Source organism: Duganella levis (assembly GCF_009857605.1).
Lineage (GTDB): Bacteria > Pseudomonadota > Gammaproteobacteria > Burkholderiales > Burkholderiaceae_D > Rugamonas > Rugamonas levis.
In genome coordinates this window covers 62734-78267 of record NZ_WWCT01000016.1, presented here as the reverse complement: position 1 = coordinate 78267, position 15534 = coordinate 62734, and the positions used below count along the sequence as shown (strand labels likewise).

Annotated in this window: 15 protein-coding genes; 6 read left to right on the top strand and 9 right to left on the bottom strand. The window is 63.8% G+C overall.

Annotation, left to right across the window (positions count from 1 at the left end; genetic code table 11):
* Position 1: 1 nt before the first annotated feature.
* Positions 2 to 841, bottom strand: a complete 840-nt coding sequence (locus GTP69_RS19010) for an HDOD domain-containing protein (RefSeq protein WP_110848233.1) — start codon at positions 839 to 841, stop codon at positions 2 to 4.
* Between the two features lie 179 nt (positions 842 to 1020).
* A complete protein-coding gene (locus tag GTP69_RS19005; RefSeq protein ID WP_161056326.1) occupies positions 1021 to 2304 on the bottom strand; it encodes a D-amino acid dehydrogenase in 1284 nt (427 codons plus the stop codon).
* A 98-nt stretch (positions 2305 to 2402) separates the two neighbouring features.
* On the opposite strand from GTP69_RS19005, the gene GTP69_RS19000 reads away from it, so the two are divergent.
* The 3 genes from GTP69_RS19000 to GTP69_RS18990 are packed head-to-tail and all read left to right on the top strand — an operon-like array spanning position 2403 to position 4802.
* A complete protein-coding gene (locus GTP69_RS19000) occupies positions 2403 to 2888 on the top strand; it encodes an Lrp/AsnC ligand binding domain-containing protein (protein ID WP_110848231.1) in 486 nt (161 codons plus the stop codon).
* Between the two features lie 57 nt (positions 2889 to 2945).
* The gene (locus GTP69_RS18995) at positions 2946 to 3206 is read left to right on the top strand and encodes a hypothetical protein (RefSeq protein WP_161056325.1); all 261 of its coding nucleotides are present in this window, start codon (positions 2946 to 2948) and stop codon (positions 3204 to 3206) included.
* Positions 3207 to 3257: 51 nt separating this feature from the next.
* Positions 3258 to 4802, top strand: a complete 1545-nt coding sequence (locus GTP69_RS18990; protein ID WP_371868021.1) for a hypothetical protein — start codon at positions 3258 to 3260, stop codon at positions 4800 to 4802.
* On the opposite strand, the gene GTP69_RS18985 is transcribed toward GTP69_RS18990, so the two are convergent.
* From GTP69_RS18985 to GTP69_RS18970, 4 genes are read right to left on the bottom strand one after another with little or no spacing between them, the layout of a single operon-like run.
* Positions 4799 to 5947, bottom strand: a complete 1149-nt coding sequence (locus GTP69_RS18985) for an HlyD family secretion protein (protein ID WP_161056323.1) — start codon at positions 5945 to 5947, stop codon at positions 4799 to 4801. The genes GTP69_RS18990 and GTP69_RS18985 overlap by 4 nt on opposite strands.
* A 16-nt stretch (positions 5948 to 5963) precedes the next feature.
* Positions 5964 to 7397, bottom strand: a complete 1434-nt coding sequence (locus GTP69_RS18980; protein ID WP_161056322.1) for an efflux transporter outer membrane subunit — start codon at positions 7395 to 7397, stop codon at positions 5964 to 5966.
* Positions 7398 to 7407: 10 nt separating this feature from the next.
* Positions 7408 to 8952, bottom strand: a complete 1545-nt coding sequence (locus GTP69_RS18975) for an MDR family MFS transporter (protein WP_161056321.1) — start codon at positions 8950 to 8952, stop codon at positions 7408 to 7410.
* The gene (locus GTP69_RS18970) at positions 8949 to 9383 is read right to left on the bottom strand and encodes a MarR family winged helix-turn-helix transcriptional regulator (protein ID WP_161056320.1); all 435 of its coding nucleotides are present in this window, start codon (positions 9381 to 9383) and stop codon (positions 8949 to 8951) included. The genes GTP69_RS18975 and GTP69_RS18970 overlap by 4 nt, the downstream gene beginning before the upstream one ends.
* Before the next feature lie 142 nt (positions 9384 to 9525).
* On the opposite strand from GTP69_RS18970, the gene GTP69_RS18965 reads away from it, so the two are divergent.
* Both GTP69_RS18965 and GTP69_RS18960 read left to right on the top strand, forming a co-directional pair.
* Positions 9526 to 10008, top strand: coding sequence for a hypothetical protein (locus GTP69_RS18965; RefSeq protein ID WP_161056319.1), 483 nt, complete (start codon positions 9526 to 9528; stop codon positions 10006 to 10008).
* A 32-nt stretch (positions 10009 to 10040) separates the two neighbouring features.
* The gene (locus GTP69_RS18960; protein ID WP_161056318.1) at positions 10041 to 11342 is read left to right on the top strand and encodes an NAD(P)/FAD-dependent oxidoreductase; all 1302 of its coding nucleotides are present in this window, start codon (positions 10041 to 10043) and stop codon (positions 11340 to 11342) included.
* Here GTP69_RS18960 and GTP69_RS18955 read toward each other — a convergent pair.
* Positions 11339 to 12064 carry a sensor histidine kinase gene (locus tag GTP69_RS18955; protein WP_161056317.1) on the bottom strand — a complete coding sequence of 242 codons (726 nt, stop codon included), beginning with the start codon at positions 12062 to 12064 and terminating at the stop codon, positions 11339 to 11341. The two genes, GTP69_RS18960 and GTP69_RS18955, sit on opposite strands and share 4 nt — an antisense overlap.
* Positions 12065 to 12166: 102 nt before the next feature.
* Positions 12167 to 13789, bottom strand: coding sequence for a response regulator (locus tag GTP69_RS18950; protein WP_161056386.1), 1623 nt, complete (start codon positions 13787 to 13789; stop codon positions 12167 to 12169).
* Positions 13790 to 13980: 191 nt separating this feature from the next.
* Here GTP69_RS18950 and GTP69_RS18945 point away from each other — a divergent pair, with 191 nt between their 5' ends.
* Positions 13981 to 14397 carry a hypothetical protein gene (locus GTP69_RS18945; RefSeq protein ID WP_110848221.1) on the top strand — a complete coding sequence of 139 codons (417 nt, stop codon included), beginning with the start codon at positions 13981 to 13983 and terminating at the stop codon, positions 14395 to 14397.
* A gap of 43 nt (positions 14398 to 14440) precedes the next feature.
* Here the strand turns inward: GTP69_RS18945 and GTP69_RS18940 are convergent, their stop codons facing one another.
* On the bottom strand, positions 14441 to 15418 hold the full coding sequence (locus GTP69_RS18940) for a diguanylate cyclase domain-containing protein (RefSeq protein WP_161056316.1): 978 nt from the start codon (positions 15416 to 15418) through the stop codon (positions 14441 to 14443).
* Positions 15419 to 15534 lie beyond the last annotated feature (116 nt).

The following is a 15534-nucleotide window of genomic DNA, read 5'->3' as shown; positions in this document are numbered from 1 at the left end:
GTTAGACCAGCAGGGCCGCGCTCATGTCGGCCGCATCGCGTTTGGCGTCTTCCAGCATCGACGCCAGTCGCTGTTCGTCGATGAACAGGTCGATGGCGGAGTCGGAATGCGGCGGCAGGTCGCGCTGCGGTTCCTGCAACGGCGACTTGACCGGCGTCAAATGATTGGCCAGCAGCAGCGTGTCGAGCAGCGTGTCCGGCGGGATCGACATGAAACTGTCGCGCAGGCCTTCGATGGCGTCGGCCACCGGCTCGGGAATGCACAGCTTGCGCATCACTTCGCGGGTGATGATCTCTTCGCTGGCCGAGTGCCAGTTTTCCGGATCTTCGTCCAGCAGGCCGGGGAATTCGTCGGCGCGCGACAGCAGGTAGAAGCCGCCGACCTCATGCACGATGCCGGCGAACAGCGCGGTATCTTCGTTGACGCCGGTGACGTGGCGCGCGATCAGGCGGCCCAGTGCGGCGACGGCGATGGTGTGGTCCCACAGCTTTTCCGCCATGTTGCGCACCTTGGGATCGGTGATCTTGCTGCCGAACTGGCGCACCACCATGGCGGCCGCCAGCGCAAACAGGTTCTGGTAGCCGATCCGCATGATGGCGCCGCGCACATTAGTCACCACCGGCGCGCCGGCGCGGTTGAACATGGCCGAGTTGGCGATGGCCACGGTTTTTGCGGCCAGCAGTGGTTCCGCCAGCACCAGGCTGATCGCGGTATCGATCGGGCAATCGGGATCATCCAATGCCAGTTGCACGCGCAGCGCCGCGTTCACGCTGGTCGGAAAGATGAGTTCGCCACGGATGGCCAGGGCCGCAATATGGCCAAATGCTTCTAATTTATTCATGGTCAAAATTATACGCAGGCTTGGCCCCAATCTCAACGCTCATGCAGGCGTTGTTGCGGGTTCGACGGCAGATAGGGCGGCAATGCGACAGATGATGACGCGCAAGCGGGCTGGGCGCGGGAAATAAGGCGGACGCGGCGCGCTGATCGGGCGCCGCGTCCGTGGTGAAGGGACGCCGGTCAGGCGTTGGCCAGTTGCGGCTGGCGGGTGGTGCGGGTGGTGTTGTAGCGGCTGACCGACAGGTCGTCGGCGCGGATCGCCGGACGGTGTGCCGAGATCAGGTCCGACAGCAGTTGCGCCGAACCGCACGACATGGTCCAGCCCAGGGTGCCGTGACCGGTGTTGATGAACAGGTTGCGCAGGCCGGTGCGGCCGACGATCGGCGTGCCGTCCGGCGTCATTGGACGCAGGCCGGTCCAGAAGCTGGCGGCGGCGGTGTTGCCGGCGCCGGGGAACAGGTCGTTGACCACCATTTCCAGCGTTTCGCGGCGGCGTGGATTCAAGTCGGTGTTGAAGCCGGCGATCTCGGCCATGCCTCCGACGCGGATGCGGTCGTCAAAGCGGGTGACGGCGATCTTGTAGGTTTCGTCCAGAATGGTCGAGACCGGCGCTGCGCTGGCGTTGACGATCGGTACGGTGATCGAATAGCCCTTCATCGGGTAGACCGGGATTGCCACCAGGTCTTTCAGCAGTGCGGTCGAGTAGGAACCCATGGCCACCACGTAGGATTCGGCGGTCACCAGTTCGTCGCCGCACTTGACGCCCTTGATGGCGTCGCCTTCTGTCAGCAGGCCCGTGATATCGACGCCGTAGCGGAACTTGACGCCCAGCTCTTCCGCCATGGCAGTCAGACGGGTGGTGAACAGCTGGCAGTCGCCGGTTTCATCGTTGGGCAGGCGCAGGCCGCCGACCAGCTTGTTGCGGGCCAGGCCGGGCTCCGCGCCGACCAGTTGTTCGCGGCTAAGCAGTTCGTATGGCACGCCGGTTTCTTCCAGCACGCTGATGTCCTTGGCGGCGGCGTCCATCTGCTCTTGGGTGCGGAACAGCTGGGTCGTGCCTTGCTGGCGGCCTTCGTATTCGATACCGGTCGAGGCGCGCAGGGCTTTAAAGCAGTCGCGGCTGTACTCGGCCAGGCGCACCATGCGTTCCTTGTTGATGGCGTAGCGGTCGGCGGTGCAGTTTTGCAGCATCTGCCACATCCACTGCAGCTGGAACAGCGTGCCGTCGGGTGTGATCGACAGCGGGGCGTGGCGTTGCAGCATCCACTTCATGGCTTTCAGCGGGATGCCGGGCGCGGCCCAGGGCGATGCGTAGCCGGGCGAGATCTGCCCGGCGTTGGCGAAGCTGGTTTCGAGGGCCGGACCGGGCTGGCGGTCGAGTACGGTAACGTCATGGCCGGCTTTGGCCAGATAGTAGGCGCTGGTGACGCCGATGACGCCGCTACCCAGGATTACGACACGCATAGAGTCCCCCGATTATTTAACTGCCAGATATTCCGCTATGGTATTCTCGTTTGTATAGTGTTTGTTACTATATATCTTCGTAAAAATAGTGGATTTTTATGCGAATTCAAAAAGAATCGGTCAGAAGTCTCGACAAACTGGACAGAAAGATATTGCAGATCCTGCAGGAGGATGGGCGGATCTCGATGAAGGATCTGGGCGAGCAGGTGGGGCTGTCGACCACGCCGACCATTGAGCGGGTCAAGCGCATGGAGCGCGATGGCGTGATTACCGGCTATCACGCGCGCATCGATCCGCCGTCGCTGGGCGCCAAGTTGCTGGTGTTTGTGGAGATTACGCTGAACCAGAAATCCGGCCCCGCGTTCGAGCAGTTCCGGCGCGAGGTGCTGCGGATTCCGGAGGTGCAGGAGTGTCATCTGGTGTCGGGAGATTTTGATTACCTGATCAAGGCGCGGATTCATGAGATGGCGGAGTACCGCAATCTGCTGGGCGATATGCTGCTCAGTTTGCCTGGGGCGGCGCAGTCGAAAAGCTATGTCGTCATGGAGGAAATCAAGGAGACGCTGACGCTAGCGACCGGTTGATGCAGATCAAAGTGCGCCGCTTGCAATCGGCGGCGAGCGGCGCATACTGATCGAACCATGAACGCGATCGAAACCATCAAATACCGCAAGCGCCTTGAAGAAGGCGGTGTACCGCCTGCCCAAGCGCTGGCGCATGCCGACGCGTTGGCCGAAGTTCTGGAGGAGCTTCCGACCAAGGACTGGGTACGGGCCGAAATCAGCCGGCAACTGCAAGACCTCAAGATTGACCTGTTGAAGTGGATGTTTACGATGTTCATCGCCCAGACTGGCATCACCATCGGCACCGTCATTGCCCTCATCCGCTACCTGCCTCATTGAGCCCGCTTCAGTTACAATGCCATTATGGCATCACAACCAACTGGAGCAGGCGTGAATAGTTCGTCGTCGCAGCTCGTCGTCCGTTCGCTGGACGAACACTTATCTTCCGACCAGAGTTTCAGCTCCGCCTACGCGCGCGCCGTGGGGGCGATTGCCGGTAACCAGGGCAGCCTCACGCTGGCCCAGTTCGCCGCTGTCACCGACATCGCCGGCGACGGCCAATCGTCCGCCGTGTTCACCGCGCTGGTGCTGAACGCCATCGAATCCGGCGTCGAAGTCGACTGGGCGCTGAATGCGCTCAGCCGCAGCTGCGCCGGCATCGACCAGCCCGCGCGCGAACAGGCGCTGCACATGGTAATCCCGCTGCTGGCGCTGCACGGCGCCGACGCCCGCGCATTGGCGCAGCGGCTGGCAAAGTCCTTGTCGGTCAAAGTGTCGCCGGACGACCTGAGCCGCCTGCCGCAATCGGAGGAGCGCGGCATCCTGGCCAATCTGGGCGAGCAGGCGCGCCGCCTGGTGCGGGGACGCTCGGTGGCTGACGCGGTGGCGGACTTCGGCCGCACCGCCGGTCAGCCGGCGCTGGTCGATCATGCGCGCCATTTCCAGTCCGGCGAAATCGACCACGTGCAGTTGCGCGAACTGGTAAGCGGCACCACGGCCGCCATTGCGCAGGACATCAACACCTATCTTGAGCAGGCGCGCCTGCTGGCGGTCGGCGAGGCCGCAGCCGCGTCGCTGGTGACGGCGGCGAACGAGATGAAAAACCAGGTGGCGCAGCGGCTGGTGCTGGTCGAACAGCGCATCGCCTACGAGCGCCGCTTGCTGGTCGAGGAAATCGACGACGCCGTGCACGATGCCGGCAACGCCATCGAGCTGGCGATGACCGACCGTCTGAATACCGACAAGTGGAAAGACGAGGATGTGTGGGCCAGCATCGGCCGCAACCAGTTCGGGCAGGAGATGGAGCGGCGGCTGGACCGCATCGTGCGGCGCAAGGAGCAGGCCTTGCATCTGCTGCAGGAAGATCTGCGGCTGTTCCAGTCGGGGATGAAGCTGGGGCAGGCGTCGGTGTTCCAGCGTCAGCACCATGCAGCGCTGGCGCGCTTGATGCCGCGTTTGCGGGTCGGCACGCGCATCGTCAACAAGCTGGATACGGCGGCCAATGTGACGCTGGTCAGCGGCGCGGCGGTGGCGGCCAGCACCGGCACGGCGGCATATCTGATCGGCGCGGCGGTAGTGCTGCCGGTGGTGGCGCCGGTGGCGCCGTTTGTCGGCGGCGCGGTGCTGCTGGCAGGGGCGTTCAAATGGTTCACCGATGGCGGCAAGCGCAAACGCACCGAGATCCGCGACAAGCGCCTGGCGTTTGAAGAGGAGTTGCGCAAGCAGCTGCTGGCGGCCGAGCAGTCGTTCAATGTGCAGCTGGACCAGGTGGCGGAAGGCTTCCGCGATTCGGCCTTGCAGGTATTGACGCCGATTTTGCTGGAAGCCGAAGCTGCGGGACGCGTGCCGGGGATGCGCCAGCGGATCGCCGACCGCGTCATCACGCAGGCGCAGGCGGCAATCCGGCAGCTCGACACGGAGCTGCTGAAGGCTTAGAGGTTGTGCGCGATGATGGCGTCGGCTGCGGTGGCGGCTTGCTGCAAGGGCTGATTCAGCGCCTGCGTGGTGTACACCGGCGTTTGCGGCATCGCTGCTCCCAGTACCGGCCCGTCGGTCTTGCTGATGTCGACCGACACCGTGGTCGACAGACCAATCCGCAGCGGATGCTCCTGCAGCTCCTTGGCATCCAGCGCAATCCGCACCGGCAGGCGCTGAACCACCTTGATCCAGTTACCGCTGGCATTCTGCGCCGGCAGCAGCGAGAACGCGCTACCCGTCCCGGCCGACAGCCCCACCACGCGGCCATGGAACTCCACCTTGCTGCCATACATATCCGCTTCCACCTTGGCCGGCTGGCCGACGCGAATATTCTTCAATTCCGACTCCTTGAAATTGGCATCCACCCACAACTGATCCAGCGGCACGATGGCCATCAGCGACGTCCCCGGCGTGGCGCGCGCGCCGATCTGCACACTGCGCTTGGCCACATAGCCCGACACCGGAGCGAGAATGGTATTGCGACGTGAAGCCAGCCACGCCTGCACATAATCCGCCTTGGCCGCCTGCACCGCCGGATGCTGCGCCACCGCTACGCCGCTGACGCCGGCCTTGGCCGCTTCTTCCTGCTTGAGTGCGACCGCAATCGCAGCGCGCGCATCGTCCACTGCCTGGCGCGCATGCGCCACTTCTTCGCCGGAGACCGTGTGATCGGCCGCCAGCGGCTTGCGGCGCGCCAGATCGTCTTCGGCATTTTTCAGTTGCAGCTTGCGCAGCGTGACGGTGGCGTCGTACTGCGCCACGTCGGCATAACGCTGGCGTTGCTGGCGCACGGCGGCGCCCAGCTTGGCGTCGGCCTGCTGCAAGGCGATGTCCGCATCGGCCGCATCCAGCTGGATCAGCGGTGCGCCGGCTTGGACCATCTGCGTTTCATCGGCACGGATGGCGATGACGTTGCCGGTCACCTGCGACGACAGGTTAACCAGGTTGCCGCCGACGTAGGCGTTGTCGGTCTCCTGGATCTTGGACAGCACGATTTCGTAATACGCCGCGTAGGCGACGCCGGCGGCGATGAAGGCCAGCGTGATCGCGGCCAGTACGGCCTTGCGTTTTTTGTCGTTAGGTTGGGTGGTGTCAGTGCTCATGATAATGTCCGTTGAATTATTTGGATGCAGTCGCCAGCGGCGCTTCTTCGTGATAGCCGCCGCCCAGCGCGTTGGTCAGCGCGACTTCGGCCAGCAGTTGGATCTGTTGCAGATAAAGGTCGGCGTCCTGCTGCTTGAGCAGCGCCAGGCGCGCATTCAGCACGCTGGCGTTGTTGGCCAGGCCGTGATCCATGCGCGCCTGAGCAGACGCCACTTGCGCGCGCGCAGACGTAGTCGCCGCCGTTTGCTGCGTAATCTGCTGCTCGATGCCTTGCAGCTGTGCGCCGCCTTGCGCCACGTCGCGCACGGCCTCGATGATGGTCTGGTTGTATTCGGCGATGCGTTCGTTGCGGGCGGTGCGGGTGCCGTCCAGCTGCGCGTCCAGGCGCTTGCTATCGAACAGCGGCAGCGACAGCGTCGGTCCCAGATACAGCGTGCGGCTGGCGGCTTGCAGCAGGTTCTCCACCTTGACGGTATCGAGGCCGATGGAGCCGGTCAGGTTCACGTCCGGGTAGAACGCGGCCTTGGCGGCGTCGATGCGGCTCAGCGAGGCTTCCAGCTTCCAGCGCGCGGCCTGCAAGTCCGGGCGGCGCGCCAGCAGTTCGATGCCGAGGCGGGCGGGCAGGGCGTGCGGCGTCGGCGACAGCGTCACCGGTTTCAGGTCGGCCAGCGCGGTGTTGTCGGCGCCGGCCAGCGCGCGCAGCGCTTCGCGTTCGTGCTCGATGTCGGACTTGAGCTGCATCTGCTGTTTGCGGATCAGGCTCAGTTCCATGTCGGCGGCGCGCTGGTCGTCGGCGGTGGTCAGGCCGCGCGCCACGCGTTTGGCCTGGTCCTGCACCAGCGCCGTTTGTGTGGCGGCCAGTTGCTCGGTGTTGGCCAGTCGCGCCCACGCGCCTTGCAGGCGGAAGTAGCTCTGGGCGATGGACGCGGCCAGCGCTTGCTCAGCTTCCGCGTAGGTGGCGCGGCCGGCATTCAGTTCGCCGACGGCGGCCGCCACTTGCGCGCGGTTCTTGCCCCACCAGTCGAAGTTGTAGCGCAGGTCGAGGCGCAGCGTCTCTTCGGTGTAGTAAGCGCCGCCGATCGGCGCCGGGAACAGGCCGGTGCCGGAGTAGCGCTGGCGGTTGGCGTTGGCGTACAGCGAAGTCTCCAGCCCCAGGTCCGCCAGGCTGCGCGACAGCGACGAGCGCGCGGTGCCGATATGGGCCGCCGCCACTTCCAGCGACGGGCCGCCGGCCAGCGCCTGCTTGATGATGGCGTTCAGCTGTTCGTCGTGGTAGGCGGTCCACCACTGCGCTTGCGGCCAGCCTTCGTGCGCCAGCTTGATGCTGGACGACAGTTCTGCGCTGGCGATGTCGCGCTTGGCCAGTGGATGGGTGTCGGGCGCGATCGCGGCGCAGCCGGCCAGGGCCAAGGCCATGACGAGCAAGGTTGGTTGTAATAGTGTTTTCATTCGGTTCTCCTCAATCCATGGCGGCGTGATCGACCGTCACTGGTGCGCTCTTGGCGGGCGGCCGGATCAGCATCAGCAGCGGGATGACGCACAGCGTCAAAATAAACATCAGCCAGAAATCGTCGACATAGGCGATCATCGACGCCTGGCGCGTGATCTCGTTATTCAGCGCGGCCGCCGCTTGCGGCGTGGCCAGGTTGTCCAGCAGCGACGGGTTGGTGGTGGTGATGTGTTCCGTCAGCGAGGCGTGCACGGTCTGCGTGTTCCGCACCAGTAGCGTTTGCACCAGCGCGATGCCGATCGAGCTGCCGATATTGCGTATCAGGCTGTAGATGGCCGTACCTTCGGCGCGCATTTCCGGCGACAGCGTGGCAAACGTCGCGGCGCTCAGCGGCACGAACACCAGGCCCAGTCCCAGGCCCTGGATCACGCCCGGCCAGACGATATCGCTCTGCGACAGCACCAGCGTGTAGCGGCTCATCTGCCACAGCGAGAAGGCGGTGATGGCAAAGCCTATCCCCAGCAGCAGGCGCAGATCAACCTTGCCGACCAGCCGGCCCACCATCATCATCGCGATCATGGTGCCGATGCCGCTTGGCGCCGTCACCAGGCCGGCGATCTTGGCCGGATAGCCCATCAGGCTTTGCAGCATGGACGGCGTCAGCGCGCGGGTGGCAAACAGCACCAGGCCGACGATGAAGATGAACAGCAGGCCGCTGACGTAGTTGGCGTTCTTGAGCAGCCGGTAGTCGAAGAACGATTTGCCGGCCGGCCGCGTGGCCGTGTGCGCGATAAAGTAGGCAAAGCTCAGCGCCAGGATGATGGCTTCCACCCAGGTTTCGGTGGCGCTGAACCAGTCGTTCTGTTCGCCGCGGTCGAGCAGCATCTGCAAGGCGCCAATGGACAGGCTCAAGGTGGCAAAGCCGAACGCGTCGAACTTCATCTTGCGCGGTGCGTCGGTCTTGCGGATGTAGCGCCAGATGCCGTAGAACGCCATGGCGCCGATCGGGATGTTGATGAAGAACACCCAGCGCCAGTCGTAGCTGTCGGTCAGCCAACCGCCCAGCGTCGGGCCGAGAATCGGGCCGATCATCACGCCCATGCCCCACACGGCCATGGCCGAGCCGTGCTTTTCGCGCGGATTGATGTCCAGCAGCGTGGCCTGCGACAGCGGCACCAGCGCGGCGCCGAACACGCCTTGCAGCAGACGCGCAATGACGATTTCGCTCAGCGTGCCGGACAATCCGCACAGCACGGAGGCGATGGTGAAGCCGGCCACCGAGGTCAGGAAGATGTTCTTCTGGCCGAAGCGGTCGCACAGCCAGCCGGTCAGTGGCGTGGCGATGGCGGCGGCCACGATGAACGAGGTCAGCACCCAGGTGATCTGGTCCTGCGAGGCCGACAGGCTGCCCTGCATGTGCGGCAGCGCGACGTTGGCGATGGTGCCGTCCAGCGCCTGGATGATGGTGGCCAGCATGATCGAGACGGTGATCATGCGGCGGTTCAGGCCATCATCGGCAGCGGCGGGGACGCCGTTGGCAACGGCAGTGCTCATGACAGCGACTCGATATTGGTCTGGATGGCTTCCAGGAACAGGGTGACGGTTTGCAGCATCTCGGGATCGACCTTGCCCAGCAGTTCGCGGCGCACGGCTTCGGCTTCCTGCCACACGGTTTCATAGACTGCCTGTCCGGCCGGCGTCAGGCTCAGCAGCTTGACGCGGCGGTCGGTTTCGGACGGCGTGCGCACCATGAAGCCGGCCTTCACCAGGCGGTCGACGGTGGACACCATGGTCGGATCTTCCACGCCGGCGCGCGCGGCCAGCCGGGTTTGCGACGGCGGTTCTTTTTCCTTGGCGGTCAGGGCGATGGCCATCCAGCTGGCCTGGCTCAATCCCAGATGCTTGAGGCGGCGGTCAATCGCCAGCCGCCAGGCGCGGGCCGAGCCGTGCAGCGCGGCCGAGAAACGTTCTTCTATAGACGACATATTATTTCATGGCTAATCGTTAGATATCGAACCATTAGTTTAGCACAGGACATTTATGTTCGTCAGCGCACAGACTTTGCGCGGAACGTCTATTATGCTAATTGATGAGCAAGTTCGCTCGTAACACGAATCGAGACTCATCATGAAAGCCAAGATCCTCGCCGCCAGCCTGCTGGTGTTGTCCGCCTCTGCCTTTGCCGCCGATGTCGGTGTTTCCATCAGCGTCGGCCAGCCGGGTTTTTACGGCCGCATCGACGTGGGTGACTACCCGCAGCCACAGGTGTTGTACCGCCAGCCGGTCATCGTCGAGCGTCCTGTGCGTTATGTGGAGGCGGCGCCGATCTATCTGCGCGTGCCGCCGGGCCATGCCAAGCATTGGTCGAAACATTGCCATGCTTACCATGCCTGCAATCAGAGAGTGTATTTCGTGCAGGATCAGTGGTACAACAATGAATACGTGCCGCGTTACCGCGAGCATCATGGTCATGGTGGACCGGGCCGCCCGGAATTCCGTGACGACCGCCGCGATCATCGCGGTCCAGGCCCGGGCCATGATCGCGGGCACGACCGTGGTCACGATCGCGGCGATGACCACGGCCGCGGCCACGACCGGCACGACCGTTAAACCGGCGGCAAGCGCCGCCACAGGAGGAAGTTTTGCAGAGTAAATACGTGATTGTTGGCGGCGGAGCAGGCGGGCTGGAGCTTGCCTGCAAACTGGGGCGAAAACTGGGACCGCAAGCGGTCATGCTGGTCGACAGCCGTCTGTTCCACATCTGGAAACCGTCGCTGCACGAAGTTGCGGCCGGTACGCTGGATGTGCACCAGGAAGGCCTGTCCTACCAGATGCTGGCCCACGACAACCATTTCACTTTCGTCTACGGCCCGATGCTGGCGCTGGACGCCCAGCAGCGCGTGCTGACGGTCGGCGCCATCGTTGCCGGCGACGATCATCAGGAAGAAATCCTGCCCGAGCGTCAGGTCAGCTTTGAAAAGCTGGTGGTCGCGGTCGGTAGCACCTCGAATTACTTCGGCGTGCCCGGCGCCGCCGAGCACACCATTTCGCTGAACGCCACCGAAGATGCCGAGCGCTTCCGCCTGTCGCTACTCAAGCTGCTGACCTTGGCTGAATTGAAAAAGAGCGTCAACGCTGACGCTGGCGTGGATGTGGTCATCATCGGCGGCGGCGCCACCGGCGTTGAGCTGGCGGCTGAGCTGCGCGAAGCCAGCGGCGTGTATGCCACTTACGGTTTCCGCCAGTTGCAGGCTGAGCGCGATGTGCGCATCACCTTACTGGAAGGGGCGCCGCGCATCCTGGCGCCGCTGCCGGAAAAGGTCTCCAGCGCCGCGCTGGAATTGCTGCGCCAGCGCGCCGTATCCGTTGTCACCGACACCCGCGTCACCGCCATCGATGGCGCCGGTGTGACTGCTGGCGAGACGCATTACCCGGCACAAATCGTGGTGTGGGCGGCCGGCATCAAGGCGCCGGATTTCCTCAAGACGCTGGGCCTGCCGACCGTCAAATCCGGCCAGCTGGATGTGGACGGCACACTGGCGGTCAAGGGCTTCGATTATATTTTCGCGCTGGGCGACTGTGCCGCCTGCGTCGGGGCCGACGGCAAGCTGGTGCCGCCACGCGCGCAAGCTGCGCACCAGATGGCGGATTATCTGCTGGAGACCTTCATGCGCCAGCAAAACGGCAAGCCGCCGCAGAGCAAGCCGTATGAGTACCGCGATTATGGTTCGCTGGTGTCGTTCGGCCAGTCCACTTCGGTGGGCAGCCTGATGGGATCGCTGAAGGGATTGAGCTGGTTTGTCGACGGCTTCGTCGCGCGCATGATGTACGTCAGCCTGCACCTGATGCACCACCAGGCGGTGCTGGGCACGGTGCGCACGGCGGTGCTGGCGGTGGCGCGCTTCCTGATCAAGCGTACCACCCCTTTAGTTAAACTACATTAAGCAGGCTTGGCCGGCTTGGGCAGGATCATCGTCAAGGTGACGCCGCGCTCGGGGCCGGCCGACAAGGTCAGCGTGCCGCCCAGATAGGCGGCGCGTTCGCGCGCCATGCGCAGGCCGAACTTGCCGGCCGAGAGGCTTTGTTCCGCCAGCACCGGGCCGCTCAGGCCGACGCCGTTATCCTTCACCGTCAGCATCACTTCATCTTCGTTGTCGTCAACGATGACGTCGACTTCGCTCGCCTGCGCGTGGGCGGTGATGTTGCGCAGCCCTTCTTCCAGCGTGTGCAGCAGCACGATGCCGTGGCTGCGCGGGCAATCCAGTTCTTCTTCCGGCAGGCTGCAACGGGCGGTGATGCCTTGCTGCTGGCCGAACTGCTCCACCAGCTCATCCAGCGCCACGCGCACGCCGAGGAATTCCAGCTTGTCGTTCCACAGCTTGAGCTGCATCTGGCGGTTGGTTTCGACGATCTGGCCCAGCAGCTTTTTCATGTGGCCGGCGCGGTCCTGCAAGGCCGGTTCCGGCGGCAGCTTTTGCATCAGCAGGCCGAGGTGCATGGTGAGCGCCGTCAGCGACGAGCCCAGGCTGTCGTGCAGCTGGCGCGACAGGGAGCGCCGTTCGTTATCCCAGCAAGTGTGAACGTGGCCGAGCAGGTCGCTCAGGTCGGCGCTGCGCAGGGCATCTGCCGGTGGAGTAGGTGGTTCTTGCGATGCCGGTACGGACATGGGTTTTTCTCGTTAAAGTCAGACGGACGACGGTGTGACCCGATCATACCCGAGCTTTGACGGTCGTGGCGCACCGTGGTGCAAGCGTGCGCGGCTGCTGCGCTATTGTTTGACCGGCACCTGCGCACAGGTATCGATCACCTCCATCAACTGGTCAATATCGACCGGCTTGACCAGGTGGCGGTCGAAGCCAGCTTCCATCACGCGGCGCAGGTCTTCCGCCAGGCCGTAACCGGTGAGGGCGATCAGCTTGATGTCGCGCGTGGCCGGGTCGGCGCGCAGCCGGCGCGCCACTTCGTAGCCGTCGATGCCGGGCAGGCCGATGTCGACCAGCGCCAGGTCGGGCTGGTGGTCGCGCGCGGCGTCCAGCCCCAGCAGGCCGTCGGCGGCCGAGGTGACGTCGTAGCCGTAACCGCCGAGCATCATGGTCATCATTTCGCGGCCGTCGTCGTTGTCTTCGATCAGCAGCACGCGCGGCTTGCCGTGGTCGCTCAGCGACGACACCGGCGGCGACAACGGCGCCACCTGGTGCTCGATGCGCGGCATGCGCAGCGTGAAGGTGCTGCCTCGGTTCTCGCCGGCGCTTTCGGCGTCGATGCCGCCGCCATGCAGTTCGGCCAGCCGGCGCACCAGCGACAGGCCGATGCCCAGCCCGCCTTGTGAACGGTCCAGCGTGCTGCTGCCCTGGACGAATACATCGAACACATGCGGCAACAGCTCGGCGGCGATGCCGACCCCGGTGTCGCGCACGCTCAGCACTACGTCGTCGTTCTCGGTCCAGGTACGGACTTCGACGCGGCCGCCCGGCGGCGTGTACTTGAGGGCGTTATCCAGCAGGTTGCTGGTGATTTGTTCCAGCCGGGTCGGATCGCCGTCGATCCAGCCGGCGTCCAGGTCCTGCACCAGATCGTAGTCGGTGCTGCGGCCGGTGGCGCGGCAGGTTTCCAATGAGGTTGCCACCAGCTTGGCCAGGTCGAGCGGCACGCGGTTCAGCAAAATCTTGCCGGACATGGCGCGTGACAGGTCCAGCAAATCGTCGACGATGCGGCCCAGGTGCTGGCTCTGGCGCTGAATGATTTTCTTGGCGCGCTGCACGCCATCGACCGATACGCCAGGCAGGCCGATCAGCGAAGCGGCGCTGCTGATGGCACTGAGCGGATTGCGCAGCTCGTGGCCCAGCATGGCGAGGAATTCATCCTTGGCATGGTTCTGCCGCTCCATCGACTTGCGTTCTTCGATTTCACGGGTCAGGCGCTGATTGGTGGCGGTCAGTTCGGTGGTGCGCTGGCTGAGCTGGCGCGCCTGCTTCTTCAGTTCCTCGTTCTTCATGGCCAAGGCCACGAACACCGCGATCTTGGCGTACAGCACCTGCGGGATGACCGGCGTGAACAGGAAATCGACGGCGCCGTGCTGGTAGGCCTTCAGGCGGTCCAGTTCGTCGGCGAGGAAGGCGGTGATGAAGATGATGGGGATGTCGGCCGAGCGCGCGCGGGCGTGGATCGCTTCGGCGGTTTCAAAGCCGTCCATGCCGGGCATATTGACGTCGAGCAGGATGACGGCGAAGTCGTGCATCAGCACCTGGCGTAGCGCATCCTGGCCCGAGCGTGCGGCCAGGACTTCATAGGCTTCCTGCTCGGCCCATTGGGCGAGCAGGCTGGTCAGCGCGAACAGGCTGTTGGCGTCGTCATTGACGACCAGGATCTTGGGTTTGTCGATTTTAGGCACGTTAGGCACGGGTTCTCTGCACGCGGCAAGATGCACAATTGATCATAACAAGGGGGTAAATGAAAGTCAAAAACAGCCGAGTTGAACCGAACGCGGGAAGGGGGGCAGACCGGACTGCGTTCGCTTCCGCACAGACCCGCCGGCCCCTTGCTGTCACAGTGGGCCAGGACGTCAACTGAAAGGATTCCATCATGAACATCGATACTGTCGTGGACAAAGAATATGTGGGCCACAGCTTCCGCGCGCTGGCCGATGCACCAACCAGTGCCTTGCGCGGTCTGAGCGCCAAGGACGCCAAAGCGTTGACGCAAGCCTTCAACGTGGTCACGGTGCGCGACCTGGCCAATCTGGAGTTCGTCAAATGGGCGGTGGCGATCACTACCCTGGCCGAGCTGGAACAGGAAACGCCGGCCGAGCAGGCGCGCGAAACGCTGCTGGACAGCGCCGTGGAAATGACTTTCCCGGCCAGCGATCCAGTCTCGATTGATTCCGGTATTACCCGCATTGAAGTCCCTCCGGATGTGGTGAACGCGCATGAAGACCATCAGCATGCCGGCAAGGTGGAAGAGTCGACCAAGACCGGACTGAAGGAAGAAGCGGCGCACTAAGCGCTGCTGTCATACAAAAAAAGCGGGCCGCGGCCCGCTTTTTTCATGCCAGCGTGGGAGACAGTGTGTGGTGGGCGGTGGGCTGGTTGCGCATCGACTGCGCGGTGCAGCAGCGGTTCTTGCCGGAGCGCTTGGCTTCGTACAGGGCGCCATCCGCAGCAGCAATCAACGCCGCCACTTCGGTAGCGTCGTCCGGGAACAGGGCGACGCCGATGCTGGTCGACAGTTGCAGCGTCAGGCCGTTGACGACATACGGCTGGGCGACTGCCTCAATCAGCTTGTTGGCCGGCTCCTGGGTGTCGCCGACATGGGCGATGTCGCCCATGACGATGACGAACTCGTCGCCGCCAACGCGCGCCACGGTGTCTTCTTTGCGCGAGCAGCCGACCAGGCGCTGCGCCACCTGCTTGAGGATGTCGTCACCGTAGGCGTGGCCGTGGGTGTCGTTGATGGTCTTGAAACCGTCCAGGTCCAGATACATGACGGCAGCCTTGTTCTGCTGGCGCGCGGCATGCTGCAAGACGGTGGCGATGCGGTCTTCCAGCAGCCGGCGGTTGGGCAGGGCGGTCAGCGGATCGTGCAGTGCCAGTTCCTGCTGCTGGCGGCTGTACTGTGCCAGTTCCTTGTATAGCAGGCGTACTTCCAGCATATTGTGGATGCGTTTGTGGACTTCCAGCAGGTCGAAGGGCTTGCTGATGAAGTCGCGCGCGCCGGCTTCCAGTGCGGCGATCTTGAAGCTTGGCTGGGCGGTTAGCGCCAGCACCGGCAGATAGCCGCCCTGTTCGATTTCCTTCAGGCCCTTCATGACCTGGAAGCCGTTCAGGCCGGGCATTTGCAGGTCCAGCAGAATCAGGTCGTAGCACTGCTGGCGGTGCAGCGGACACACCTGTTCCGGCAGCATGGTGGAAGACACATCCGTATAGCCGGCCTCGCGCAAAATCTCCAACATCAGTTCGACGTTGTCGGCGCTGTCATCCACCACCAGGATCTTGGCGTTCAGGATTTCGTCTCGGCTCGGCATGATGGTCTCAGTCTTTTACGTTTAATAGTAATTCGATAATAGCGCAATGTTCGGGTGGTGCGGCGCACACAAGCATATTTATTTCTATGCGGAAATTATTCCACGCTGTTTTATGC

Excerpts from the sequence above, each read along its gene's own strand:
- GTP69_RS18985 (WP_161056323.1), bottom strand. The coding sequence starts at position 5,947 with ATGAGCACTGACACCACCCAACCTAACGACAAAAAACGCAAGGCCGTA.
- GTP69_RS18995 (WP_161056325.1), top strand. The coding sequence starts at position 2,946 with ATGAACGCGATCGAAACCATCAAATACCGCAAGCGCCTTGAAGAAGGC.
- GTP69_RS19005 (WP_161056326.1), bottom strand. The coding sequence starts at position 2,304 with ATGCGTGTCGTAATCCTGGGTAGCGGCGTCATCGGCGTCACCAGCGCC.
- GTP69_RS18940 (WP_161056316.1), bottom strand. The coding sequence starts at position 15,418 with ATGCCGAGCCGAGACGAAATCCTGAACGCCAAGATCCTGGTGGTGGAT.
- GTP69_RS18965 (WP_161056319.1), top strand. The coding sequence starts at position 9,526 with ATGAAAGCCAAGATCCTCGCCGCCAGCCTGCTGGTGTTGTCCGCCTCT.
- GTP69_RS19010 (WP_110848233.1), bottom strand. The coding sequence starts at position 841 with ATGAATAAATTAGAAGCATTTGGCCATATTGCGGCCCTGGCCATCCGT.
- GTP69_RS19000 (WP_110848231.1), top strand. The coding sequence starts at position 2,403 with ATGCGAATTCAAAAAGAATCGGTCAGAAGTCTCGACAAACTGGACAGA.
- GTP69_RS18955 (WP_161056317.1), bottom strand. The coding sequence starts at position 12,064 with ATGTCCGTACCGGCATCGCAAGAACCACCTACTCCACCGGCAGATGCC.
- GTP69_RS18975 (WP_161056321.1), bottom strand. The coding sequence starts at position 8,952 with ATGAGCACTGCCGTTGCCAACGGCGTCCCCGCCGCTGCCGATGATGGC.
- GTP69_RS18980 (WP_161056322.1), bottom strand. The coding sequence starts at position 7,397 with ATGAAAACACTATTACAACCAACCTTGCTCGTCATGGCCTTGGCCCTG.
- GTP69_RS18945 (WP_110848221.1), top strand. The coding sequence starts at position 13,981 with ATGAACATCGATACTGTCGTGGACAAAGAATATGTGGGCCACAGCTTC.
- GTP69_RS18970 (WP_161056320.1), bottom strand. The coding sequence starts at position 9,383 with ATGTCGTCTATAGAAGAACGTTTCTCGGCCGCGCTGCACGGCTCGGCC.